The sequence below is a fragment of the Klebsiella sp. R445 genome (assembly GCF_051131755.1).
GTDB classification, from domain to species: Bacteria; Pseudomonadota; Gammaproteobacteria; order Enterobacterales; family Enterobacteriaceae; genus Klebsiella; species Klebsiella lignicola.
On record NZ_CP180446.1, the window covers coordinates 1087566 to 1111792 of the forward strand.

General features: G+C 55.6%; 24 protein-coding genes. 4 read left to right on the forward strand and 20 right to left on the reverse strand.

Features of this window, described 5'->3' with window-relative positions; all coding sequences use genetic code 11:
• The first annotated feature begins 88 nt into the window (after window positions 1–88).
• Entirely contained in the window at window positions 89–1051 is a 963-nt protein-coding gene (gene ldtC, locus ACMYSN_RS05135; RefSeq protein ID WP_462497269.1) for a L,D-transpeptidase family protein, read from the forward strand.
• Window positions 1052–1292: 241 nt separating this feature from the next.
• Here ldtC and bhsA read toward each other — a convergent pair whose 3' ends face one another.
• On the reverse strand, window positions 1293–1550 hold the full coding sequence (gene bhsA, locus ACMYSN_RS05140; protein WP_462497270.1) for a YdgH/BhsA/McbA family protein: 258 nt from the start codon (window positions 1548–1550) through the stop codon (window positions 1293–1295).
• Between the two features lie 246 nt (window positions 1551–1796).
• Here bhsA and ACMYSN_RS05145 point away from each other — a divergent pair, with 246 nt between their 5' ends.
• Together ACMYSN_RS05145 and ACMYSN_RS05150 are read left to right on the forward strand one after the other, a co-directional pair.
• Window positions 1797–2432, forward strand: a complete 636-nt coding sequence (locus ACMYSN_RS05145) for a TetR/AcrR family transcriptional regulator (protein WP_462497271.1) — start codon at window positions 1797–1799, stop codon at window positions 2430–2432.
• 244 nt (window positions 2433–2676) lie between these two features.
• A complete protein-coding gene (locus tag ACMYSN_RS05150; protein WP_462497272.1) occupies window positions 2677–4863 on the forward strand; it encodes a porin family protein in 2187 nt (728 codons plus the stop codon).
• Window positions 4864–4920: 57 nt separating this feature from the next.
• Here the strand turns inward: ACMYSN_RS05150 and ACMYSN_RS05155 are convergent, their stop codons facing one another.
• The 8 genes from ACMYSN_RS05155 to hinT form a co-directional block, all read right to left on the reverse strand.
• On the reverse strand, window positions 4921–5460 hold the full coding sequence (locus ACMYSN_RS05155) for a glycine zipper 2TM domain-containing protein (RefSeq protein WP_462497273.1): 540 nt from the start codon (window positions 5458–5460) through the stop codon (window positions 4921–4923).
• A 243-nt stretch (window positions 5461–5703) separates the two neighbouring features.
• Complete coding sequence (locus ACMYSN_RS05160) at window positions 5704–7008, reverse strand: NAD(P)/FAD-dependent oxidoreductase (protein ID WP_462497274.1); 1305 nt, start codon at window positions 7006–7008, stop codon at window positions 5704–5706.
• Window positions 7009–7241: 233 nt separating this feature from the next.
• Entirely contained in the window at window positions 7242–7784 is a 543-nt protein-coding gene (ycfP, locus tag ACMYSN_RS05165) for an alpha/beta hydrolase YcfP (RefSeq protein WP_154143625.1), read from the reverse strand.
• 26 nt (window positions 7785–7810) lie between these two features.
• On the reverse strand, window positions 7811–8821 hold the full coding sequence (gene nagZ, locus ACMYSN_RS05170) for a beta-hexosaminidase (protein ID WP_462497275.1): 1011 nt from the start codon (window positions 8819–8821) through the stop codon (window positions 7811–7813).
• A 31-nt stretch (window positions 8822–8852) separates the two neighbouring features.
• Window positions 8853–9671 (reverse strand): thiamine kinase, encoded by an 819-nt coding sequence (gene thiK, locus ACMYSN_RS05175; RefSeq protein ID WP_462497276.1) that lies wholly within the window; start codon window positions 9669–9671, stop codon window positions 8853–8855.
• On the reverse strand, window positions 9652–10287 hold the full coding sequence (gene lpoB, locus ACMYSN_RS05180; protein WP_462498201.1) for a penicillin-binding protein activator LpoB: 636 nt from the start codon (window positions 10285–10287) through the stop codon (window positions 9652–9654). Before lpoB ends, thiK begins: the two co-directional genes overlap by 20 nt.
• A 21-nt stretch (window positions 10288–10308) precedes the next feature.
• On the reverse strand, window positions 10309–10683 hold the full coding sequence (locus tag ACMYSN_RS05185) for a YcfL family protein (RefSeq protein ID WP_123753831.1): 375 nt from the start codon (window positions 10681–10683) through the stop codon (window positions 10309–10311).
• A gap of 3 nt (window positions 10684–10686) precedes the next feature.
• The gene (hinT, locus tag ACMYSN_RS05190; protein ID WP_123753830.1) at window positions 10687–11043 is read right to left on the reverse strand and encodes a purine nucleoside phosphoramidase; all 357 of its coding nucleotides are present in this window, start codon (window positions 11041–11043) and stop codon (window positions 10687–10689) included.
• 358 nt (window positions 11044–11401) lie between these two features.
• On the opposite strand from hinT, the gene fhuE reads away from it, so the two are divergent.
• On the forward strand, window positions 11402–13573 hold the full coding sequence (gene fhuE / locus ACMYSN_RS05195; protein WP_462497277.1) for a porin family protein: 2172 nt from the start codon (window positions 11402–11404) through the stop codon (window positions 13571–13573).
• Between the two features lie 100 nt (window positions 13574–13673).
• Here fhuE and ptsG read toward each other — a convergent pair whose 3' ends face one another.
• The 11 genes from ptsG to ACMYSN_RS05250 all read right to left on the reverse strand — a co-directional run bounded on the left by ptsG (window position 13674) and on the right by ACMYSN_RS05250 (window position 24225).
• Entirely contained in the window at window positions 13674–15107 is a 1434-nt protein-coding gene (gene ptsG, locus ACMYSN_RS05200) for a PTS glucose transporter subunit IIBC (RefSeq protein WP_462497278.1), read from the reverse strand.
• A gap of 304 nt (window positions 15108–15411) precedes the next feature.
• The gene (locus ACMYSN_RS05205; protein ID WP_462497279.1) at window positions 15412–16197 is read right to left on the reverse strand and encodes a metal-dependent hydrolase; all 786 of its coding nucleotides are present in this window, start codon (window positions 16195–16197) and stop codon (window positions 15412–15414) included.
• Between the two features lie 10 nt (window positions 16198–16207).
• Window positions 16208–17212 carry a DNA polymerase III subunit delta' gene (holB, locus tag ACMYSN_RS05210; protein ID WP_462497280.1) on the reverse strand — a complete coding sequence of 335 codons (1005 nt, stop codon included), beginning with the start codon at window positions 17210–17212 and terminating at the stop codon, window positions 16208–16210.
• Complete coding sequence (gene tmk, locus ACMYSN_RS05215; RefSeq protein WP_187042902.1) at window positions 17209–17850, reverse strand: dTMP kinase; 642 nt, start codon at window positions 17848–17850, stop codon at window positions 17209–17211. The genes holB and tmk overlap by 4 nt, the downstream gene beginning before the upstream one ends.
• On the reverse strand, window positions 17840–18862 hold the full coding sequence (gene yceG, locus ACMYSN_RS05220) for an endolytic transglycosylase MltG (protein ID WP_462497281.1): 1023 nt from the start codon (window positions 18860–18862) through the stop codon (window positions 17840–17842). Before yceG ends, tmk begins: the two co-directional genes overlap by 11 nt.
• Window positions 18863–18864: 2 nt before the next feature.
• Window positions 18865–19674 (reverse strand): aminodeoxychorismate lyase, encoded by an 810-nt coding sequence (pabC, locus tag ACMYSN_RS05225; RefSeq protein WP_462497282.1) that lies wholly within the window; start codon window positions 19672–19674, stop codon window positions 18865–18867.
• A 130-nt stretch (window positions 19675–19804) separates the two neighbouring features.
• Window positions 19805–21046 carry a beta-ketoacyl-ACP synthase II gene (fabF, locus tag ACMYSN_RS05230; RefSeq protein ID WP_462497283.1) on the reverse strand — a complete coding sequence of 414 codons (1242 nt, stop codon included), beginning with the start codon at window positions 21044–21046 and terminating at the stop codon, window positions 19805–19807.
• Between the two features lie 86 nt (window positions 21047–21132).
• A complete protein-coding gene (gene acpP / locus ACMYSN_RS05235; protein WP_000103754.1) occupies window positions 21133–21369 on the reverse strand; it encodes an acyl carrier protein in 237 nt (78 codons plus the stop codon).
• Between the two features lie 210 nt (window positions 21370–21579).
• Window positions 21580–22314 carry a 3-oxoacyl-ACP reductase FabG gene (gene fabG / locus ACMYSN_RS05240; protein ID WP_123753820.1) on the reverse strand — a complete coding sequence of 245 codons (735 nt, stop codon included), beginning with the start codon at window positions 22312–22314 and terminating at the stop codon, window positions 21580–21582.
• A gap of 12 nt (window positions 22315–22326) precedes the next feature.
• Window positions 22327–23256, reverse strand: coding sequence for an ACP S-malonyltransferase (gene fabD, locus ACMYSN_RS05245; protein WP_462497284.1), 930 nt, complete (start codon window positions 23254–23256; stop codon window positions 22327–22329).
• 15 nt (window positions 23257–23271) lie between these two features.
• Entirely contained in the window at window positions 23272–24225 is a 954-nt protein-coding gene (locus tag ACMYSN_RS05250; protein ID WP_123753818.1) for a beta-ketoacyl-ACP synthase III, read from the reverse strand.
• Window positions 24226–24227: the final 2 nt, after the last annotated feature.

The following is a 24227-nucleotide window of genomic DNA, read 5'->3' on the forward strand; positions in this document are numbered from 1 at the left end:
AATGTTTTGCAATACACCAGGGTTTCCCCACATTCACCCGCGCGATAATCCCCGTCTGTTTCTGCATAAAAATAACCGCTTATTTATTATGACTATTTCCGTATCGCGTTTATCTCTCTGGCTGGCAGCGATGGCCATCGCCGTCGTCATGGCGCTGCCCGCCCGCGCCAACACCTGGCCGCTACCGCCGGCGGGCAGCCGCGTCGTGGGGCAGAACCAGTTTCACGTCGTGCAGAATAACGGCGGTTCACTGGAGGCTATCGCCAAGCGCTATAACGTCGGCTTCCTGGCCTTGCTGCAGGCCAATCCTGGCGTCGACCCTTTTGTGCCGCGGGCCGGGAGCGTCCTGACCATTCCGCTACAGACCCTGTTACCCGATGCGCCGCGTGAAGGGCTGGTGATCAATCTCGCCGAGCTGCGCCTTTATTATTACCCGCCGGGTAAAAACGAGGTTACCGTCTACCCTATCGGTATCGGCCAACTGGGGGGCGATACGATTACGCCCACCATGGTCACCACCGTCTCCGACAAGCGCGCCAACCCGACCTGGACGCCAACCGCCAACATTCGGGCCCGCTATAAAGCAATGGGGATAGACCTCCCTGCCGTGGTGCCTGCCGGGCCAGAAAACCCGATGGGTCATCACGCCATTCGCCTCGCGGCCTACGGCGGTGTCTACTTGCTGCATGGTACCAATGCTGATTTTGGTATTGGCATGCGCGTCAGCTCCGGCTGCATTCGTCTGCGCGATGATGACATCAAAACGCTGTTTGACAAGATTACCCCAGGCACCAGAGTCAACATCATCAACACGCCGATTAAGGCCTCCGTTGAGCCGGACGGAACGCGTCTGGTGGAGATCCATCAGCCGCTGTCCAAACATCTGGATGACGATCCGCAAACCCTGCCGATCGTTATGAACAGCACGATGGAGAGCTTTAAGCAGTCACCGGCGACCAACCAGGACGTAATGAACCACGCCATTGAACTGCGTTCAGGCATGCCGGTTAACGTGACCCGCCACCATGTGGCGCACGAGCAAGCAATGTAAAGAAATCGGTCGGACTACCGACATAAAAAAAACCGCCTGCAGGTAACCTGACAGGCGGTTTTTTTATGGATATCTAACAAACAAGATAACGCGAAAGGTCGACATTCAGCGGTCTCATAAAGGGGTGAAGACCGCCTCACATCTGTGGCATAGCAAGGAACATCTTACAGCGAACTGCTCGCGAGCTGATAAAGGGGTCAGGCTCGCGTGTTGTCAGTGGCATGACAGGGGTAAAACAAACTTATTTATAGATAACTGCTGTCCCGTGCAGGGTGTTCGGACCCGTGACGGAAGTGATACGGAAAGAGGTCGCGCCCATTTCTTCCGCTTTTTGTGCCAGCTGTTCTTCCAGAGAACCTAAGTTGGTGCCGGCGGTCGCGGAAACGGTACCAATTTTGTGTTGGTTAGCTGGAGTGGATTGCACTTCAACAGCAGCAAAACTGGCGAAAGAGAGAGAGCTCAGCACAGCGGCCAGCGTCAGAGTTTTGATGGTTTTCATGATTATTATACCTATGCAGATGATTTTAGTAGGGTCGCAAGAATTAACTTAACGATCGATAGGTAAATATTAATGTGATCTATATCACGCGTCAAATCATTTTTATAACGATCGTTTATTTATTTATAAACAACTTAAAATTCATATATATATGAATTATTTATTTTTGCGGGTTCGGCGCTGGTAGGTTGCGGCGTTTATTTTTATAATGCCCACTCAACAAACCAACATAGGTACAGCGGCACCATGACAACTGACGTTCAAAGTTGCACAAAAAAAAGCCGTGGCCGACCAAAAGTGTTCGACAGGGAAGCGGCGCTGGATAAGGCCATGGCACTTTTCTGGCAGCACGGCTACGAGGCAACTTCTCTTGCCGATCTTGTAGAAGCGACCGGGGCAAAGGCGCCGACGCTATATGCGGAGTTCGTCAACAAAGAAGGGTTATTCCTGGCGGTACTCGATCGCTACATTTCGCGTTTCGCCGCCCGGCACGAAGCGATGCTGTTTGACGAGGATAAATCCGTCGACCAGGCGCTGCGCGACTACTTCACCGCTATCGCGACCTGCTTTACCAGCAAAGATACGCCGGCGGGCTGTTTTATGATCAACACCTCTGCGGCGCTGGCGGCCTCATCAACCGATATCGCCAACACCATCAAATCGCGCCATGCGAAGCAGGAGCAGACCCTGGCCCAGTTTCTGCAGCAGCGTCAGCTGCGCGGCGAGCTACCGGAAAAGGGCGACGTCCAGCAGCTGGCGCAGTTTTTGAACTGTGTTTTACAAGGGATGTCTATCAGCGCACGCGAAGGCGCAGACTTCGAGAAACTGATGCGCATCGCCGACACCACGCTGCGGCTGTGGCCACAAATCCTTCAGCACTAATCTGCGCTGCCACCCGGTGACACTCGCCACCGGGCCTTCACGTTCTACCCCCCAGCTTTAACCTTATTTTTATTAATGTTTTCATATTATTAAGTCGTTATTTTGTTGTAAATGATATTGATAACGATAATCAATGTGTGCAAAATTCGCATTTGCTTTTCAAAATATTTCAGTCTGTAACCACCGGCGCGTCTGCCCCGGAATAACAAAAACAACGCTGTAATTACTCATAAAAGGAATGCGAATGAACACGCGTCTCTGGGTGCTTAACCCACTGCTGCTGGCTACTGCCCTGCCCGCGTTTGCCGCTCAGGTCGATGAAGAAAACATTATCGTGAGTGCCAACCGAACCCATCGCACCGTCGCCGAAATGGCGCAAACCACCTGGGTTATCGAAGGTCAGGAAATTGAACAGCAGGTGCAGGGCGGCAAAGAGTTTAAAGACGTTCTGGCCCAACTGATCCCCGGCATTGACGTCAGCAGCCTGGGACGCACCAACTACGGCATGAACATGCGTGGCCGGGCCATCGTGGTACTGATTGACGGCGTGCGCCTCAATTCATCCCGTACCGACAGCCGCCAGCTGGATTCTATCGACCCGTTCAATATTGAACACATTGAAGTGATTTCTGGCGCCACCTCTCTGTACGGCGGCGGCAGTACCGGCGGCCTGATCAATATCGTCACCAAAAAAGGCCAGCAGGAGCGCCAGGTGGACCTGGAGCTCGGCGGTAAAACCGGTTTTGCCAACAGTAACGACCATGACGAGCGGGTAGCGGCGGCGGTCAGCGGCGGAACCGAGCACGCTTCCGGGCGTTTATCGGTCGCCTATCAGCGCTTCGGTGGCTGGTATGACGGCAACAACGATGCGCTGATCCTCGATAACACCCAGACCGGCCTGCAGCATTCTGACCGCCTGGATGTCATGGGCACCGGGACGATTAACATCGACGAAAACCGCCAGCTGCAGCTGGTAACGCAATACTACAGAAGCCAGGGCGACGATTACGGCCTCTATCTTGGCAAAAATATGTCGGCGGTCACCGGCGACGGGAAGGCCTACACCACTAACGGGCTGGACTCCGACCGTGTTCCCGGTACCGAACGTCATCTGATTAGCCTGCAATACTCCGACGCCGATTTCTACGGCCAGAACCTGGTCAGCCAGATCTACTACCGCGACGAGTCGCTGAGCTTCTACCCCTTCCCGACCCTTAGCAAAGGCCAGGTCAGCAGTTTCTCCTCCTCAAAACAGGATACCGATCAGTACGGGGCGAAAATCACCCTCAACAGCCAACCGCTTGACGGCTGGGACCTGACCTGGGGGCTGGATGCCGACCACGAGACCTTCAACGCCAACCAGATGTTCTTCGACCTCAACACCTCAATGGCATCCGGCGGCCTGCACAACGACGCGATTTACACCACCGGCCGCTATCCGGGCTACAGCATCACCAACCTGGCGCCGTTCCTGCAAAGCAGTTATGACCTTAATGAGATCTTCACCCTGAGCGGCGGCGTGCGCTACCAGTGGACGGAGAACCGGGTCAACGATTTTGTCGGCTATGCCCAGCAACAGGACGTTGCCAACGGCAAAGTCAACTCGGCCGATGCCATCCCCGGCGGCAAGACCGATTACGATAACTTCCTGTTTAACGCCGGGATTGTTGCCCACCTCACCGACCGCCAGCAGACCTGGTTTAATTTCTCGCAAGGGGTCGAGCTTCCGGATCCGGGGAAATACTACGGAATCGGTAAATATGGCGCGGCGGTAAACGGCAACTACCCGCTGCTGTCGAGCGTCAACGTCGGCGACTCGCCGCTGCAGGGGATCAAGGTCAACTCCTACGAGCTGGGCTGGCGCTACACCGGCGATAACCTGCGCACGCAGCTGGCGGCGTATTATTCCACCTCAGACAAAACCATCGTCGTTAACCGCACCGATATGACCATCGACGTGCAGTCTGATAAGCGACGCATTTACGGGGTGGAAGGCGCGGTCGACTACGCCTTCCCGCAGAGCGACTGGAGTACCGGTGCAAACTTCAACGTCCTGAAATCACAGGTGAAGACGGACGGCAGCTGGGAGAAATGGGATGTCACCCTCGCCTCACCATCAAAAGCCACCGCCTGGGTCGGCTGGGCGCCGGATCCGTGGTCACTGCGCGTACAGACTCAGCAGGTCTTCGATCTGAGTGACGCCAGCGGCAACAAGCTGGAAGGCTACAATACCGTCGACTTTATCGGCAGCTATGAACTGCCGCTGGGCAAGCTGACCTTCAGCATTGAGAACCTGCTGAATGAGGATTATGTCACCATCTGGGGTCAACGAGCGCCGCTGCTGTATAGCCCGACCTACGGCAGCAGTTCACTGTATGAGTACAAAGGACGCGGACGCACCTTTGGTTTGAACTACGCCCTGAGCTTCTGATAAAAAAAAGCCCCCCAGCCTGAACGGGTGGGGGGCTTATGGTGAATGGCATCTTTTTTACGCTTTATTGTTCAGAATTAACTGGCCGTTGTTGTCCAACGGAATTTGCGTGCCGGGATCGCGATCCATCCGGATTTTGCCCTGCTGACCGCCAATTTTATAAGTGACGTCGTAACCAAGCATTTTATCCGACTTATCGTACACCGTTTTGCAGCGTTGCTGCGTCGTGGTGTAAGTATCGCCTTCCTGCATCGCGCCCTGGATCTGGTTGCCGGCATAGCCGCCACCCAGCGCGCCCGCGACGGTCGCCACGCTACGACCGCGACCGCCACCAAACTGGTGACCGATAACACCACCTGCCACGGCGCCCAGCACCGAACCGGCAATGCGGTTTTCATCCTGCACCGGACGACGATGGGTCACGGTGACGTTACGGCACTCCTGACGTGGGGTTTTCACCGTCTCTTTAATGGGGCTGCTGGAAACCACCTGGGCATATTGCGGGCCGCGATCTAACACGTTCAGACCAGCGACGGCTGCTACGCCCAGCGCGGCAGCGACGCCAATCCCTATACCCGCCAACATTGATTTATTCACGGGACATCCTCCCTTGTTGCTGATAACCCTAATTTTGCGATCGAGCAGGGAACCTTGCAAATGAGAAAGCGGATGAAAAATGCGAGAAGCAGCGGCAAATAGCGTGGATTCAGAGGAGTCTGAGACGATATGGCGAGCAAAGCAGATAGATATTCTGGAAATAACCCGGCGCGTCGACGCTTCGCCGGGTTATCGCTCCGGACAGGCCTGTGGGCCTGCACCGGATGCGGAGACTTCAGGACATTAGTGCAGTTTCAGGCGCGGGCGAATAATACGGTTGATACGCCCTACCAGCATCATCAGCCCGGTTTTGCAGTACCCGTGCAGCGCAATCTGGTGCATGCGGTACAGCGAGATGTAGACGAAGCGCGCGATACGCCCTTCCACCATCATCGAACCGCGCATCAGGTTACCCATCAGGCTGCCGACCGTCGAATAGTTGGAGAGCGACACCAGGGAACCATGGTCTTTATAGACGTAGGATTTCAGCGGTTTGTCTTTCATCTGCGCCAGAATATTATTCAGCGCGCAGGTAGCCATCTGATGCGCAGCCTGCGCACGTGGAGGCACAAATCCACCTTCCGGGCGCTCGCAGGAGGCACAGTCGCCGATAGCATAGATATCCGGATCCAGCGTGGTCTGCAGGGTTGGCTGCACCACCAGTTGGTTAATACGGTTGGTTTCCAGACCACCGATCTCTTTCATAAAATCAGGCGCTTTGATCCCCGCAGCCCAGACCATCAGGTCGGCATTGATAAACTCACCATCTTTGGTGTGCAGACCGTTGGCGTCGGCGCTGGTTACCATAGTTTTGGTCAGCACGCGCACGCCAATCTTGGTCAGCTCGCTATGCGCCGCGCCGGAAATACGCGGCGGCAACGCTGGCAGAATACGCTCACCGGCTTCCACCAGCGTCACGTTCAGCGCTTCGTTGGTCAGCCCTTTGTAACCGTAGCTGTGCAGCTGTTTCACCGCATTATGCAGCTCAGCGGACAGCTCAACGCCGGTCGCCCCGCCGCCAACGATAGCGATATTCACTTTGCCGTTAGCACCCAGGTTGGCCGAGTACTTCAGGAACAGGTTCAGCATCTCCTGATGGAAACGACGCGCCTGGTGCGGGTTATCAAGGAAAATGCAGTTTTCTTTGACGCCCGGAGTGTTGAAATCGTTGGAGGTACTGCCCAGCGCCATCACCAGGGTGTCATACGGCAGCTTACGTTCCGCCACCAGCAGATCGCCCTTCTCGTCACGTAATTCCGACAGGGTAATGGTTTTGGCTTCACGATTGATATCCGCCACCGAACCCAGCTGGAACTGGAAGCCGTGATTGCGGGCATGAGCCAGGTAGCTCAGCGCATCGACACCTTCATCGAGTGAACCAGTCGCTACTTCATGCAGCAACGGCTTCCATAAATGGCTATGGTTACGATCGACCAGCGTGATTTTCGCTTTTTTATGACGTCCCAGCTTTCTCCCCAGCTGAGTCGCCAGTTCCAGCCCGCCAGCGCCGCCACCTACGATGACGATTCTTTTCAATGGTGTAGTCACGAGACCCCCTAAAATTATTAACCAATTGTTAATTAAAAGTTATAAAAATAGCTCTTATTTAACAACAGGTTACAGCAGTGAAACCATTCAGCGATATTGAGAATACCATGAACGGGTCATTGGTCATACCAAAATTGATATGCATCAAGTTTTACCGCATGTTTTTTGAGCGGGCAATAAAGATGGCATAAAAAAACCCGCTGTATGGTCATACAACGGGTTGTGGGGAGGGGTCAGCCGAGGGTCTTAAAGGCTTTTATACGCTGCAGATGCGGTGAGATGTTTTTGAATTTATGGGTCTGCTCGTTATCCCAGATGATCTCATAGTAGTGATGCAGCAGGTCGGCGGAACGCTGGCTGTCCAGCGCCTCATCCTGACGAGAGAGAATCACCAGGCAACGGTCACGATTTTTTTCGCGAAAGTTGTTCACGCATTTGGTGCCGATATCCGCGTACTCTTCAGGCCGGTCAATCTTGCCTTCCATGTTTTCAGCCGGAAACAGATTAGGGTTGAAAACCGCCTGACGGATATCGCACAGAAAGCCGATCCGCTCAGCCCAGTAACCGCCCAACCCCACACCGCAAATCAGCGGCCGGTCGTCGGTATTGAGCTGCAGCATCTTGTCGACCTCTTTTAACAAATGCTGCATATCATGTTTCGGGTGCCGCGTGCTGTAACTTATCAGGCGCACATCGGGGTCGATAAACTGCAGCTGGAGCACCTTTTCATGGTTGCCGGGGCTGTTTGAGTCAAAACCATGTAAATAGATAATCATCGCATCCTCACCAGACTTCAGGTCAATTACGCAGACTTCGCCTCTTGCCAACGCGCGTGGAGCTGTTCCAGCTGCGCATTAACCGTCTTCCAACGGGCAGAATCCCTTAACTCCTGACGGGTAAATGAACCTTTATGATACAATTCCGTAACACGCTCTGCTTTGATCGGCGACAGGTTATCCAGCACGCTGACCGCACCCTTACGATTATTGCAGACCAGGATCATATCGCAACCGGCATCCAGAGAAGCCTGCCCGCGTTCAGCATAGCTGCCCATGATCGCCGCCCCTTCCATCGACAGGTCGTCGGAGAAAATCACCCCGTCAAAACCCAGCTCGCCGCGCAGCACCGTCTTCAGCCAGTGTGCCGATCCGCTGGCCGGGCGAGGGTCGACGTCGCTGTAGATAACGTGTGCCGGCATAATGGCATCGAGGCGGTGTTCCTCCACCAGGGTACGAAATACCGCCATATCTTTAGCTCGGATCTCAGCTTCAGCGCGCGGGTCACGCGGCGTCTCTTTATGGGAATCGGCGGTCACCGCGCCGTGTCCCGGGAAGTGTTTGCCGGTGGTTTTCATGCCCGCGTCGTGCATCCCGTCAATAAAGTGACGGGCAATGGCCAACGCTTTCTGCGGATCTTCATGATAGGACCGCTCACCAATGGCGGCGCTGATATGCCCGACGTCCAGCACCGGCGCAAAGCTGATATCAATGTCCATAGCAATCATTTCGCTGGCCATTAACCAACCGGCCTCGGCCGCCAGGGCGCCACCTGCTTCCATCCCCAGCAGTGCGGCAAAAGATTGCGCGGCAGGCAGACGGGTAAAGCCTTCACGAAAGCGCTGAACGCGGCCCCCTTCCTGATCGACCGCTACCACCAGATGGTTGCGTGAAGCCTCGCGGATCTGGCGCACCAGTTCCCGCAGCTGCGCCGGATCGTGGTAGTTGCGGGTGAATAAAATCAAGCCGCCTACCAGAGGATGCGCCAGAATCTCGCGCTCTTCTGCATCCAGTTCAAACCCTTCGACATCCAACATTACCGGACCCACACTGACCTCTCTTATCCGTTTATTCTTTGTCTAACTGACACCATGTTTCATCTGCCAGCGTGATAAATTGCCGGTCGCCGGTCTGCTGCCAACGACGCTCATACCAGCCCGCCATCAATAAGATGACCCACGGGCGCCAACGTTGAACCTGTCGCCACAGCTGACGCTCATCAATATGCGCCAGCCGGACATAATTGCTCACCAGTTGGCGATGTACCTCAGGGGCGATCCATACCGCCGCCAGCTCCAGCGCGATATCGCCATCGCCTGCATATTCCCAGTCGATCAGCCGCAAGGTCGTTCCGGCGTGGACGATATTGCCGGCGTGTACGTCCATATGTAACGGCGCCAGACGCAGAGGACGAGGCTCACCGCGCCGCAGCAAACGCCGGTACCAGCGCAGCCATAATGGCGTCCGCCGCGCGCTATCGCTCTGCTGCCAGTAGCGCGTAAGCAGTGGCGCCAGCGCAATGCGCCAGCCCAGACGCGGCTGCTGGTGCAGATGATACAGTAATCCTGCCAGCTGCGGACTGCCCGGCAGCGCGCTTTTTATCTCGCCCGTGCAATAATCCACCACCATCCAGTTCGGTGAATAAAAACGCGGCGCGGGGACGATGGTCTCCGGCAGGCGAGACAGCGTGCGGTACTGACGAAGGAAGTCACTGGCGGGGGCTTCGGGGTCATGCGGCTGGCGAAGCACCAGCCGTTTAACGCCATCGCTGATAATACAGCTGCCGCCGCTCAGGCCTTGCTGGCCCGGGTCGGCGACAGGTGAATAGCGGGGAAAATAGCGCGACAGTACCTCGTCGCGCGTTAGTTTACTGTTGCTGAACTGCACCTTTACCTGACCAAATAATCTCGCCAGTTTGCACCAGCATCAGCTGCATTTTCAGCTCCGGCGAATTGACGTTGCCGGTGGCGTTAGAATACAGCACGTACTGCGCGCCGACGGTGCGGGCAATGCCCATCGCTTTACTGCGGCTGCCAAGGCTATCCTGCGGCGACAGACCAAGCTGCTGCTTTGCCACGTTCAACTGCTGCGCGGAGACCAGGGTAAATTTGCCATTGCCGCTCAGGGCATTGCGCAGTGCGCTGGTGGCGTCGGCGGCGTTGAGGGAACCGTTGGTGCGGTTATTCACGCTGTCGACCAGCAGAATGCTCCCGGCATTGACGCCACCGGCCTGCAACATTTGCCCCGCCAGCGGTTGAACCGCGGCATTCCAGTCGTAATGACGCACCCGCGGTGCCGGCTGTGCCGGTTGCTGCTCGTGTTCAATCGGCCCCGGCTGTTCAGGAATAGTCGGCACGGACGGTACCGTCGGAACAGTCGGCTGAGGCTGAGCGGGTTGCTCAGGCTTCGGCTGCGCCTCCTCGACGGGTGCGGGCTCTTGACGTTGCCCTACGCACCCAGCAAGGAATATCGCCAGTGCTGTGATTAACGCATAGCGACACATTTTAATCATTACAATTACCCCTTACAGATAAAGATAAAGGCGGGCTTTGTGCGCCCCCAGAAGATTTGCGCTGCCGTATAAGGTGACGGAAGAGCGTGCTGGCACCGTAATGCTGCGAGCCGGCTCCAGCGGATGCATTTCCAGCCCTCGTGCGTCATACCAGAAGAAGCGGTAATGCACGACGATCGGCTCCGACCGTTCATTAAACAGCCGGGATGTGGCGGTGGCCTGAATCTCTGACGCGGTGACCGACGGTGGATCGGCGCTGATGCCCGCCGCCAGCACGTTGGATTCCATCACCAGCGTCTGCTGTTCACCTACCGGGATTTCCGCATGTGAACCGCACCCGGCCAGGAGTACCGCCGCCAGAAGTGTGCCGAAATGAGCTGCGCGCATCGATTAACCTTTGTGTGCCAGCATCGGGCCCAGTGGGCGACCGCCCAGCAGGTGCATGTGGATATGGTAAACTTCCTGACCGCCGTGGCGGTTGCAGTTGACGATCAGGCGATAACCGTCGTCGGCCAGACCTTCGTCACGCGCAATTTTCGCGGCAACGGTCATCATGCGGCCCAGCGCCAGTTCATGTTCAGTGGTCACATCGTTGACGGTCGGAATCAGGATATTGGGGATGATCAGAATGTGGGTTGGCGCCTGAGGGGAAATATCGCGAAATGCGGTCACCAGTTCGTCCTGATAAACCATATCCGACGGGATCTCCCGGCGAATGATTTTGCTAAAAATCGTTTCTTCTGCCATGACTGATTCCTTATAAATTTTTATACCGTGCTCTGGCCTGCCTCTGCAGATAAACGCGGATGCACAGGATTCGCCTAAGAGTATGAGCGAGTTACTCCCTCTCTTTCAACCTGATTGCGCTTTTTCTTATGCCACAACGCCGCTGGCTGCTGGCGGATTAAGCATATCGCGGGTGATGACCTTTCAGCTGACGTGCTGATGCGCGTTGTTGAGAACTTTTCTTACGCTTGTTTACACATTAAATACTAATGCGTATATTTCTCATTTGTATTCATTAAGAATGCAGTGCGCTTTAACACAACGATGACCGTGGCCGCAGAGCCCCGGCGCATAACAATAACCATTCTATTAAGGGTTCATGATGTCTCCCACTATCCATTCCGGGGAATGGCGCCTCGCGCCTTCCCTGCTGGCTGTCGGCATTGCGCTGGCGCTGCATCCCTCCCTCAGTTCCGCCGCCGACAACACTGAAGATACTATTATTGTAGAAGGCACAGCGGACACCGGCGTTGAGGCGCAGCAGCAGGATTACAGCGTCAAAACCACCACTACCGGCACCAAACTGCTGTTAGTGCCGCGGGATATCCCGCAATCCGTCAGCGTCATCAGCCAGCAACGCATGGAAGATCAAAACCTGCAGACCATCGGCCAGGTGCTGAGCAACACCACCGGGATCACGCAGCAGGTACAGGATAGCGACCGTACGGTCTTTTATTCCCGCGGTTTTTTCGTCAGTAACTACGCCTACGACGACCTCCCGACCTCCATCAGCGAAGTATGGAACTTTGGTGATACCACCACCGATACCGCGATTTATGACCGTATCGAAGTGGTGCGCGGTGCCACCGGCCTGATGAGCGGCTCCGGCAACCCATCGGCCTACGTCAATATGGTGCGTAAACACGCCGATAGCCGTGAGTTCAAAGGGAATGTCTCCGCCAGCTACGGCAGCTGGGACAAGCAGCGCTATGTGCTGGATCTGCAGGCGCCGCTGGTCGAATCAGGCAACGTGCGTGGACGCATGATTGCCGGCTACCAGGATAACGATTCCTGGGTCGACAACTATCACTACCGCAAGAAATTCCTCTACGGCGTGGTAGATGCCGACCTCACCGACAGCACCACCCTGTCGCTGGGCTATGAGTATCAGGAAAGCACCACCGAAGACCCAACCTGGGGCGGCCTGCCGACCTGGTACAGCGATGGCAGCAAAACCCATTACAACCGTAGCAATACCGTTGCGCCGAACTGGGCTTACTCCGATAAAGACAGCAAAAAGGTGTTCGCTAACTTCACCCAGCGCTTCGATAACGGCTGGGAAGCGCACATTAACGGTATGCACACCGATACTAACTTCGATACCAAAATGATGTACATGTACGGTTACCCGGATAAGGACACCGGAAATGGCATGGTGGGATACGGCGGCTGGAACCGCGGCGAACGTAAACAGGACGCGGTTGATGCCTTCCTGCGCGGGGGATTTGACCTGTTTGGCCGCCAGCACGAAATGATGATCGGCGGCAGCCTCAGCCGTCAGCGCAACCACTACGATAACTCGCTCCCGGATTCGCTGTACGGGATGGTCGATGTCGGCAGCTTCCGTAACTGGAACAGCAATATTGCCGACCCGCAGTGGACCGACTGGCAGCTGTACAGCAAGGACGACATTCGTCAGTCATCGGCCTATACCTCGGCCCGCTTCTCGCTGGCCGACCCGCTGCACCTTATCCTTGGCGCCCGCTATACCAGCTACAACATTCGTTATAACCCTGCTGGTTCGCCGCAGACGCGTCTCGAAAGCACCAAAGATGACGTGACCCCATATGCCGGCGTGGTGTATGACATCAACGACGCCTGGTCGGCCTATGCGAGCTACACTTCGATTTTCCAGCCGCAGGATAAGCGTGATGCCAACGGTCGTTATCTCGACCCGACAACCGGGAAAAGCTACGAAGCCGGCGTCAAAGCCGACTGGTTTAACACCCGCCTGACCACCTCGCTGGCTATCTTCCGCATCGAGCAGGATAACGTGGCCAACAATACCTATACCTACCTGCCGAGCGGCGAGTCTATCTATGAGTCTCTGGATGGCGTGGTCAGTAAAGGGGTGGAATTTGAGTTGAACGGCGCGCTGACCGATAACTGGCAGCTCACCTTTGGCGCGACCCGCTATGTCGCCGAAGACAAGAGTGGTAATGCGGTGAGTTCCGACCAGCCGCGTACCACCATGAAGCTGTTCACCCGTTATCAGTTGCCGATGATGCCGGAGCTGACCGTCGGCGGTGGGGTTAACTGGCAAAGCAAAATCTGGAATGACGTGAGCGGCGGGCCAAACGGTCGTGATTACATTGATCAAGGCAGCTACGGTCTGGTGAATCTCTTCAGCCGTTATCAGGTGACTAAAGACTTTGCTCTGCAGGCGAATATCAACAACCTGTTTGATAAAGAGTACTACGACTATGTCGGCTCCTACGTGGTGTACGGTGCCCCGTTGAACGTCTCGGTGTCAGCCAGCTACGACTTCTAACCTTCCCTCTCCCGGGCCGACATCGCGCCCGGATCTCCACTTTATTTCAGGCATTAAAAAAGGCAGCCATTCGGCTGCCTTAGTCTCCCCACATCACCACTTAGTTGCCGCGGATGTACTCATCCATTTCAGTTTTCAGGTTATCGGATTTAGTCCCGAAGATAGCCTGAACACCTGAACCTGCAACAACCACACCTGCAGCACCCAGTTTTTTCAGGCCAGCCTGATCAACTTTTGCTACGTCAGCAACGCTGACACGCAGACGGGTAATACATGCGTCGAGGTTAGTAATGTTTTCTTTACCGCCGAAGGCTGCAATCAGTGCTGGCGCCATTTCGCTGGTCGCACCGACTTTGCTGTCTTCAGTCGAATCTTCACGGCCCGGCGTTTTCAGATCCAGTGCTTTAATCAGCACGCGGAAGACAACGTAGTAAACGATGGCGTAGCAGATACCGACGATTGGGAACAGCCACAGTTTGCTGCTGTTACCGGACAGAACGATGAAGTCGATCAGACCGTGCGAGAACGATGTACCGTCACGCATACCCAGCAGGATACAGATCGGGAATGCCAGACCTGCAAGAATTGCGTGGATGACGTACAGGATCGGCGCAACGAACATGAAGGAGAACTCGATCGGCTCGGTGATACCGGTCAGGAACGAGGTCAGCGCTGCGGAGATCATGATACCGCCCACTTTCGCGCGGTTTTCCGGTTTAGCGGAGTGCCAGATAGCGATAGCAGCAGCCGGCAGACCGTACATTTTGAACAGGAAGCCGCCAGACAGTTTACCTGCAGTCGGGTCACCTGCCATGTAACGCGGGATATCGCCGTGGAAGACCTGGCCTGCGGCGTTGGTGTATTCACCAATCTGCATCTGGAAAGGAACGTTCCAGATGTGGTGCAGACCAAACGGTACCAGGCAACGTTCGATGAAGCCGTAGATACCGAATGCCACAACCGGGTTCTGATACGCAGCCCACTGAGAGAAGGTCTGAATAGCAGTACCGATCGGTGGCCAAATGAAGGAGAGGATCACGCCAGTGAAAATAGCGGCCAGACCGGAGATAATCGGAACAAAACGCTTGCCCGCAAAGAAGCCCAGATACTCTGGCAGCTTGATGCGATAGAAGCGGTTGAACATGTAGGCTGCAATAGCACCAGAGATAATACCGCCAAGTACACCAGTATCTGCCAGGTGTTTGGCCGCAATTTCTTCAGCAGGTAAATGCAGAACCAGAGGTGCAACGACCGCCATGGTTTTCACCATGATGCCGTAAGCCACAACGGAAGCCAGGGCAGAAACGCCGTCGTTATTGGTGAAGCCAAGCGCCACACCGATAGCGAAGATCAACGGCATATTAGCGAAGACTGAACCGCCCGCTTCTGCCATGACGTGAGAAACAACGGCTGGCAGCCAGCTGAAGTTTGCGGAACCGACGCCCAGCAGGATACCTGCGATAGGCAGCACGGAGACCGGCAGCATCAGCGATTTACCGACCTTCTGCAGGTTAGCAAATGCATTCTTAAACATAATTGAGAGTGCTCCTGAGTATTTGGTACTTTTTTACGCTTTCACGCATTGGCCCGGGGGGAGAACCGTGCCGTGGACAGGACATCTAAGCGCCCTTTATTTATTACACAGAGTAAAATAATTACCGAAAAGATTGTTTGACGGCTATCACGTTTCAATCAGTCAGCGCTGAAAAATTTACACCATCTTACATAAGCTGTATCTGGATGTTGCAAAAAGCCATTCACCGCCTGTTTTGTGGCGGTGAACTTTACTCGCTTTGCGTATTAATTACGAGCCTTAAAATAATAGAAAGATCGACAGGTTACAGCCGGGAGGGGTCAATGTGGAACAGGCTGGCAAAGTTCTCTGTGGTCTGTTGTGCCAGCTGTTCGAGCGAAACGCCCTTCAGCACCGCCATGTACTCCGCAACGTCGCGTACCATGGCCGGCTGGTTCTCTTTGCCACGATGCGGAACCGGTGCCAGATACGGCGAATCGGTTTCCACCAGCAGGCGATCGAGCGGCACATAGCGCGCAGCATCGCGTAGCTGCTCGGCATTACGGAACGTCACGATGCCGGAAAACGAGATATAGAAGCCCATATCCAGCAATTTACCCGCAGTCTCCCTGTCCTCAGTGAAACAGTGTAGTACGCCACCGCAATCCGTCACCTTTTCTTCCTGCAAAATAGCCAGGGTATCGGCACGGGCGTCACGGGTATGCACGATGACCGGCTTGTTGAGCTCGCGGCCGATGCGGATATGGTCGCGGAAAGAGGTCTGCTGGCGGGGTTTCGTTTCCGGCGTGTAAAAATAATCCAGCCCGGTCTCCCCCATCGCGACAACGCCCTCTTCCGCCGCCAGCTGACGCAGTTCGTCGACGTCGTACTCCTCGTCCTGATTAAGCGGGTGAACGCCACAGGAGAAAACCACATTGTCACGCGGCCCGACCAGCTCACGCATGCCGCGGTAGCCCGGCAGGGTCGTGGCCACGGCAAGGAAAAACTTCACGTCACGCGCGGCGGCTTTTGCCAGCACATCGTCCACGTCTTTATGCAGCGTTTGATAATCCAGACCATCCAGATGGCAGTGGGAGTCGACTAAAAACATAATGTCTCGCTCAGAGGTGGGATACGGGCAGTACCGTCCCGGGTTGCAGGTAATGTTCCCAGCGCAGAAGGCGCTCGGTAAGCAGCAGTTCGCGGTTGACGCCGACGACGTTCAACAGCCGATCGCGGCAGGTACTGACATCGCGCGCAATGGCCTGTAAACGGGCGGCAGGCAGCGTCTGGGCCAGTTGGTTGACCAGCGCCCAGGCATCAGGGTTGCTCACCTGAGTGATGCCCTGTTGCCGTTTTTGTGCATCCAGCAGCAGCGATGCCAGCCAGTGCAGACGAACTGCAGCCTGTTCGTGATTCAGGATAGACAGCAGCGACAGCCAGTCGCCGCTGGTTAAGACATTTTCCAGGGCTGCGATCAGCTGCTGGCGGGCAGCCCAGTGGCTCTCCTGCAGCAGATCCAGCGCGGCGGCGGGCGCATTGGCGCTCAGGCGCAGCGCCGAAAGCAGCGCCTCCTGCGGCAAGGACACCTCACGCTCCAGCCACGCCAGCCCATAGGACTCCGCCGGCGGCATCAGGTGATACAGACGACAGCGGCTACGCAGCGTCGCCAGCAGGCGCGCGGGCTCCTGGCTGAACAGGAAAAACCAGGTATTTTCCGGCGGCTCTTCCAGGGTTTTCAACAAGGCGTTAGCCGCCGCATCGGTTAACTGCGCGGCGTCAGCGATCCACACCACCTTGGCACCGCCCAGGCGTGAACGCTCATACAGCTTTTCGTTGACGTCACGCACGGCGTCAATCCCGAGGGCGCTTTTGCCCTTTTCCGGCGCCAGGGTGTAGTAATCGGGGTGCGTGCCCGCCTGCATCAGCTGGCAGCTATGGCAATGTCCGCAGCTTTTGTTCCCTTCCGGCTGTCGGCACATCAGATAACGACACAGCGCGTAGATCAGCGCATCGCCTCCCATGCCAGGCAGTGCCTGAAGCAGTAACGCATGGTGACCCCGTCCAGCCTGATAGCTGGCGACTAGTTGCTCAAATGACGGGCGTAACCACGGGTACCATTTCATGCGCGTTGCTCCGCAACCCACTGGCTGATGAGCGCATGGATATCACGGGCGACAGCGTCCAGCGGCTGCGTGGCGTCAATGGTGCGGATCGTCGGGTCCTGCGCCGCCAGCTCGAGATAACGCGCCCGGGTACGGTTGAAGAAATCCAGCGACTCCTGTTCGATACGGTCGAGGTCGCCGCGGGCACGCGCGCGTTTCAACCCGACTTCCGGCGTCACATCCAGGTACAGCGTCAGGTTCGGACGGAAATCCCCCAGCACTGCATCACGCAGAGTGGCGAGCATGGTCTGGTCAATACCACGACCACCGCCCTGATAGGCCTGAGTCGACAGATCGTGACGGTCGCCAATCACCCACTGTCCGCTGGCCAGCGCTGGCTTAATCACCGTCTCGACCAGTTGAACGCGGGCGGCATAAAACATCAGCACTTCGGCTTTGTCATTAATGACTTCATCGCCGGTTGACTGGATATCCAGTACCAGGCTGCGCAGTTTTTCAGCGAGAATGGTCCCGCCCGGTTCCCGGGTAAACACCAGATCGCTGATGCCCGATTGTTGCAGCGCCTCCACGACCAGATTGCGTGCCGTGGTCTTTCCCGCGCCTTCCAGGCCCTCGATGACAATATAATTACTGCGCATTTTTTTCCTTAAGTACTTTCAGATAATCCTGTACCGAGCGGTTGTGGCTGGCCAGATTAGTATTAAACGTATGCCCACCTTTGCCGTCGGCAACAAAATAGAGATACGGCGACTTCGCCGGGTGGGCCGCTGCGTTCAGCGATGCCTCTCCCGGTGCGGCGATAGGCCCTGGCGGCATGCCGGCGATCACATAGGTATTGTAAGCCGTCGGCGTCTCAAGATCTTTGCGGCTCAGCTTGCCATTATAGCTCTCACCCATCCCGTAGATCACCGTCGGGTCGGTCTGCAACCGCATGCCAATCCGCAGACGATTAATAAACACCGACGCCACGCGGTCACGCTCTTCCGCAACCGCCGTCTCTTTCTCAATGATCGATGCCATCGTCAGCAGCTGATTCTGATCTTTGTACGGCAGGTTATCCATCCGCCCTTCCCAGGCCTTATTGACCTGAGTGACCATTTTCTGATGCGCACGTTTGAGGATCGCTACATCGCTGGTATTGGCGGTATACATCCAGGTGTCCGGCCAGAACCAGCCTTCAACCCAGTCCTCATGTTCAAGATCCAGAGCTTTGGCGACCGTCGCGTAGCTGTCGTCGGCCAGCGTATGTTTGACATAAGGCGCATCGCGAAGCTGGCGTAGATAGTCACTGACCCGCATCCCCTCAACGAAACGCAGCGGGAACTGTGCCTCTTTGCCGCTGCCCAACAGCTGCAGCATCTCGCGCACCGTCATCGACGGCGTGAGGCGGTAAGTACCGGCTTTAAAGTGGGATAGTTCGGGCTCCAGGCGCAGCAACCATTGGAACACACGTGGTCGGTTGATCACCTTGTCGCTATAGAGCTGTTCCCCTAACGCCATGCGTCCGGTGCCGGCCTCCAGGGTGAAGATGGTCTCTTCTTTAATCAACAGCGTGCTGCTCGCCAACTGGCGAACTTTCCAGATGCCCGCGCCAGCAGCGATGCCCAGCACCACCAACAACAACAGGATAAAACGTAACATTTTCTTCATGACTAACCAGACAGCTCACACAGTGGGGCTAAAAAATGATAAAGCTCTCGCGAGGACCAACATGTGTCGTCCCAGCTGCGAACCGGTACCAGCGGCATCAGCGCGTTGCAAATCAGCACTTCGTCAGCCTCCCGCAACGCATCAGGCTCCGCTGTGACTTCGACAACGCGAAACGGAGATTGTGCCAGCTGCGCCATACAGTGTTGACGCATAATGCCATCGACTCCCGCCTGATCGAGGCGCGGAGTAAAGACCGTCGTCCCCTTGCGCCAGAACAGATTCGCGGCACAGCATTCCGTAAGCCACCCGTCGCTGTCAAGAACCAGCGCCTCATCGGCTTCCGTCTGCTCAAGATGAGACCGGATCAGCACCTGCTCCAGCCGGTTCAGGTGCTTTAGCCCGGCCAGCGCCGGATTACGTCCCAGCCGAATCGGGCTAAGTGCCAGGGTAATGCCGGTCTCTTGCCAGCGGGAATAGTGTGCCGGGTAAGGCGAAACGCTCAGAATACGCGTCGGCGCCTGGCATGCCGTACCGCTATAGCCGCGACCACCGGCACCACGGGTCAGAATGACTTTCAGCACGCCGCTTTGCTGCCCACGGGCGAGTTGCTGCATTTCCGCTTCCAGCGTTTGCCATTGCGTGTAGGGGATCAGCAGTTTTTCACAGGCCTGCTGTAAACGTCGCAGATGAGCGGGCAGCATGTACACCTGATTCCCGACAATACGCGCGGTGGTAAAGCAGCCGTCGCCAAACTGTACGGCCCGGTCACTGGCGGCCAGGGTGTCCTGTTCAATGCCATTAATCAAGAACATAGCGGCTCCTTATCGATGGCCTGTCAGTGTCTCAGGATGAATGTCGTGGGACAAGCAGAGAAAGCTGAAGAAAAAAGAAGGCCTGCATAAAATGCAGGCCTGAGAGAGGTCAGCGGGGTAAGCGAGACGCTTAGACCTTTTTAAAGATCAGCGACCCGTTAGTACCACCAAAACCGAAGGAGTTACACAGAGTGTATTCCATGCCGGCAACCTGACGCGCTTCGTGCGGCACGAAGTCCAGGTCACAACCGTCATCCGGATTATCCAGGTTGATGGTCGGCGGAACCACGCCATCGCGCAGCGCCAGAATGGAGTAGATAGATTCTACTGCCCCGGCGGCGCCCAGCAGGTGCCCGGTCATTGATTTGGTTGAGCTGACCATCACACGGCTTGCTGCATCGCCGAAGACCGACTTAACAGCCTGCGCTTCTGCTTTATCGCCAGCCGGCGTGGAGGTACCGTGTGCATTGACGTAAGCGATTTGACCCGCTTCAATCCCGGCATCGCGGATAGCGTTAACCATCGCCAGCGCGGCACCCGCGCCGTTCTCCGGCGGAGAGGTCATATGGTAAGCATCGCTGCTCATGCCAAAACCGACGATTTCTGCGTAGATTTTCGCGCCGCGTTTTTTCGCGTGCTCGTACTCTTCCAGCACCACCATACCCGCGCCATCGCCCAGTACAAAACCGTCGCGATCTTTGTCCCACGGACGGCTCGCAGCCTGCGGGTTTTCGTTGTGGGTAGAGAGCGCACGTGCAGCACCAAAGCCACCCACGCCAAGCGGGGTACTGGCTTTTTCTGCACCACCGGCCACCATTGCGTCAGCGTCGCCATACGCAATGATACGCGCGGCCTGACCAATGTTGTGTACGCCTGAAGTACAAGCTGTCGCGATAGAGATACTTGGTCCACGCAGACCAAACATGATGGTCAGATGCCCGGCCACCATGTTAACAATTGTAGACGGTACAAAGAACGGGCTAATCTTACGAGGGCCACCGTTCGTTAAAGAACTATGGTTTTCTTCGATCAGGCCGAGGCCGCCAATACCGGAACCAATAGCGGCACCGATGCGGTTTGCGTTCTCTTCCGTTACTTCAAGACCAGAATCCTGCATGGCCTGAACGCCAGCGACAATTCCATATTGAATGAAGGCATCCATCTTGCGCTGTTCTTTGCGCGAGATAATGTCATCACAGTTAAAATCCTTTACTAAGCCAGCAAATTTTGTTGCATAGGCGCTAGTATCGAAATGGTCGATCAGGCTGATGCCACTCTGACCGGCAAGGAGAGCTTTCCAGGTAGACTCTACGGTATTGCCGACAGGAGACAACATGCCCAGTCCGGTCACAACTACACGACGCTTAGACACGGTTGTCCTCCAGGGAGGGAAAATAGATTCTTGTGGGACAAAAAGATAAAACTCAGGCGGTCGAATGACCGCCTGGAGATGTTCACTTACGCCTGGTGACCGTTGATGTAATCAATGGCAGCCTGAACAGTGGTGATTTTCTCAGCTTCTTCGTCCGGAATCTCAGTATCAAACTCTTCTTCCAGAGCCATTACCAGCTCAACGGTGTCAAGAGAATCAGCGCCCAGGTCTTCAACGAAGGAAGCATTGTTGGTAACTTCTTCCTGCTTAACGCCCAGCTGTTCGCCGATAATTTTCTTAACGCGTTCTTCGATAGTGCTCATACTCTTAAATTTCCTATCAAAACTCGCTTTCGCGATGGTTTTCGTAGTGTATAAAATGTTGAAAAATTTGCAACTAAATCCCGGCAGGTCTTACCACGATTTTACGCTATTTTGAGGCCGTTTGCCCTCAGAACGCAAATCATTTTGCACAAAACAGTATGAGGGATCGCACAGACTGCGCGGTTCCTGAACGTTTTGTGCAAATCTCGGTCAGACCATGTACATTCCGCCGTTGACGTGCAGGGTTTCACCAGAGATGTAACCTGCTTCGTCAGAAGCTAAGAATGCAACCGCACTGGCGATTTCTTTTGCATCGCCGAGGCGACCCGCCGGAACTTGCGCCAGAATACCCGCACGCTGATCATCAGACAGCGCACGCGTCATGTCCGTTTCAATAAAGCCCGGAGCAACAACGTTAACCGTAATACCGCGGGACGCGACTTCACGTGCCAGCGATTTACTAAAACCAATCAGACCCGCTTTCGCCGCAGCGTAGTTGGCCTGACCAGCATTTCCCATGGTACCGACCACAGAACCGATAGTAATAATGCGACCATGACGCTTTTTCATCATAGCGCGCATTACTGCTTTTGACAGACGGAAAACTGATGACAGGTTGGTTTCGATAATATCGTTCCACTCGTCATCTTTCATCCGCATTAACAGGTTATCACGAGTAATACCGGCATTGTTAACCAGGATATCAACTTCACCAAACTCTGCGCGAATATTTCCCAGAACAGATTCGATAGATGCTGGATCGGTCACATTCAACAGCAGACCTTTACCATTCGCACCTAAATAATCGCTGATTGCCTGCGCACCGCTCTCGCTGGTGGCAGTGCCAATCACTTTCGCGCCACGGGCGACGAGGGTCTCTGCGATTGCGCGGCCAATACCGCGACTTGCACCGGTAACCAGCGCGACTTTTCCTTCAAAACTCATGGTATTCCTCTTTTATTGCTCAAGCGCCGCAGACATCGCTGCAGGCTCGTTAAGCGCGGAAGCGGTCAGGGTGTCAACAATACGTTTAGTCAGACCGGTGAGGACTTTACCCGGACCGACTTCATACAGGTGCTCTACGCCCTGGGATGCCATAAACTCAACGGTTTTGGTCCACTGAACCGGGCTGTACAGCTGGCGAATCAAAGCGTCGCGAATCGCATCAGGTGCCGTTTCACATTTCACATCAACGTTGTTCACAACGGAAATAACCGGTGCGTTGAAGGTGATTTTCTGTAGTTCAAGCGCCAGTTTCTCTGCCGCTGGTTTCATCAGCGCACAGTGAGAAGGCACGCTCACCGGCAGCGGCAGCGCACGTTTAGCGCCCGCCGCTTTACAGGCGGCGCCAGCACGCTCAACGGCTTCTTTGTTGCCGGCAATGACCACCTGACCCGGAGAGTTGAAGTTTACAGGAGAAACCACCTGCCCTTCAGCAGACTCTTCACAGGCTTTCGCAATGGACGCATCGTCAAGGCCGATAATGGCGGACATCGCGCCAGTGCCTTCCGGTACCGCTTCCTGCATGAATTTACCGCGCAGCTCAACCAGACGCACGGCATCAGCAAAATCAATCACCCCGGCGCAAACCAGCGCGGAGTATTCACCGAGGCTGTGACCAGCCAGCAGTGCCGGGGCTTTGCCACCCTGCTGCTGCCAGGCACGATACAGCGCCACGGAAGCGGTCAACAGTGCAGGCTGAGTCTGCCAGGTTTTGTTCAGTTCTTCTGCCGGGCCCTGCTGAACCAGCGCCCACAGATCGTAGCCCAACGCCGCAGAGGCTTCGCGGAATGTCTCTTCGATAACCGGAGAGGTTGCTGCCATGTCAGACAACATACCGACGGTCTGAGAACCCTGTCCCGGGAACACAAAAGCAAATTGCGTCATGTCTAAATCCTTATACTAAAAACGAACCAGCGCGGAACCCCAGGTGAAACCGCCACCAAAGGCTTCCAGCAGAATCAGCTGACCACGTTGAATGCGGCCATCGCGTACCGCTTCATCCAGCGCACAAGGAACGGAAGCCGCTGAGGTGTTGCCATGACGGTCAAGCGTCACAACCACATTATCGATCGACATTCCCAGTTTTTTCGCCGTCGCGCTGATGATGCGCAGGTTCGCCTGATGCGGCACCAGCCAGTCCAGCGCGGAGCGTTCAAGATTGTTCGCTGCCAGCGTCTCATCAACAATGCGCGCCAGCTCGGTCACTGCCACTTTAAATACTTCGTTGCCAGCCATGGTCAGATAGATCGGGTTTTCCGGATCCACGCGATCGGCGTTTGGCAGCGTCAACAGCTGACCGTAGCGACCATCTGCATGCAGATGAGTAGAGATAATGCCCGGCTCTTCAGACGCGCCCAGCACTACGGCACCCGCACCATCACCAAAGATGATGATCGTCCCGCGATCGGTTGGATCGCAGGTACGTGCCAGAACGTCAGCGCCAATCACCAGCGCGTAATCGACTGAGCCGTTTTTGACGTATTGATCGGCAATGCTCAGCGCATAGGTAAACCCTGCGCAGGCCGCTGCAACGTCGAAGGCCGGGCAACCATTAATACCCAGCATAGACTGAATCTGACAGGCTGAACTTGGAAACGCGTGAGTCCCGGAGGTGGTCGCAACAATGATCAGACCAATTTGCTCCGGCGAAACGCCCGCCATCTCCAGCGCATTTTTTGCCGCTTCAAAACCCAGCGTAGCAACGGTTTCATTCGGTGCAGCAATACGACGTTCACGGATACCCGTACGGGTGACAATCCACTCGTCAGACGTATCTACCATTTTCTCCAGGTCGGCGTTAGTACGCACTTGCTCGGGCAGATAGCTGCCGGTACCAATAATCTTCGTATACATGT

Bases quoted from the DNA above. Each gene is read 5' to 3' on its own strand.
- bhsA (WP_462497270.1), bottom strand. From the start codon at position 1,550: ATGAAAACCATCAAAACTCTGACGCTGGCCGCTGTGCTGAGCTCTCTC.
- ACMYSN_RS05250 (WP_123753818.1), bottom strand. From the start codon at position 24,225: ATGTATACGAAGATTATTGGTACCGGCAGCTATCTGCCCGAGCAAGTG.
- ycfP (WP_154143625.1), bottom strand. From the start codon at position 7,784: ATGATTATCTATTTACATGGTTTTGACTCAAACAGCCCCGGCAACCAT.
- nagZ (WP_462497275.1), bottom strand. From the start codon at position 8,821: ATGTTGGATGTCGAAGGGTTTGAACTGGATGCAGAAGAGCGCGAGATT.
- fhuE (WP_462497277.1), top strand. From the start codon at position 11,402: ATGATGTCTCCCACTATCCATTCCGGGGAATGGCGCCTCGCGCCTTCC.
- ACMYSN_RS05145 (WP_462497271.1), top strand. From the start codon at position 1,797: ATGACAACTGACGTTCAAAGTTGCACAAAAAAAAGCCGTGGCCGACCA.
- fabD (WP_462497284.1), bottom strand. From the start codon at position 23,256: ATGACGCAATTTGCTTTTGTGTTCCCGGGACAGGGTTCTCAGACCGTC.
- lpoB (WP_462498201.1), bottom strand. From the start codon at position 10,287: ATGTGTCGCTATGCGTTAATCACAGCACTGGCGATATTCCTTGCTGGG.
- hinT (WP_123753830.1), bottom strand. From the start codon at position 11,043: ATGGCAGAAGAAACGATTTTTAGCAAAATCATTCGCCGGGAGATCCCG.
- tmk (WP_187042902.1), bottom strand. From the start codon at position 17,850: ATGCGCAGTAATTATATTGTCATCGAGGGCCTGGAAGGCGCGGGAAAG.
- acpP (WP_000103754.1), bottom strand. From the start codon at position 21,369: ATGAGCACTATCGAAGAACGCGTTAAGAAAATTATCGGCGAACAGCTG.
- ACMYSN_RS05185 (WP_123753831.1), bottom strand. From the start codon at position 10,683: ATGCGCGCAGCTCATTTCGGCACACTTCTGGCGGCGGTACTCCTGGCC.
- fabG (WP_123753820.1), bottom strand. From the start codon at position 22,314: ATGAGTTTTGAAGGAAAAGTCGCGCTGGTTACCGGTGCAAGTCGCGGT.
- yceG (WP_462497281.1), bottom strand. From the start codon at position 18,862: ATGAAGAAAATGTTACGTTTTATCCTGTTGTTGTTGGTGGTGCTGGGC.
- ptsG (WP_462497278.1), bottom strand. From the start codon at position 15,107: ATGTTTAAGAATGCATTTGCTAACCTGCAGAAGGTCGGTAAATCGCTG.
- holB (WP_462497280.1), bottom strand. From the start codon at position 17,212: ATGAAATGGTACCCGTGGTTACGCCCGTCATTTGAGCAACTAGTCGCC.
- ldtC (WP_462497269.1), top strand. From the start codon at position 89: ATGACTATTTCCGTATCGCGTTTATCTCTCTGGCTGGCAGCGATGGCC.
- ACMYSN_RS05205 (WP_462497279.1), bottom strand. From the start codon at position 16,197: ATGTTTTTAGTCGACTCCCACTGCCATCTGGATGGTCTGGATTATCAA.
- pabC (WP_462497282.1), bottom strand. From the start codon at position 19,674: ATGTTCTTGATTAATGGCATTGAACAGGACACCCTGGCCGCCAGTGAC.
- ACMYSN_RS05150 (WP_462497272.1), top strand. From the start codon at position 2,677: ATGAACACGCGTCTCTGGGTGCTTAACCCACTGCTGCTGGCTACTGCC.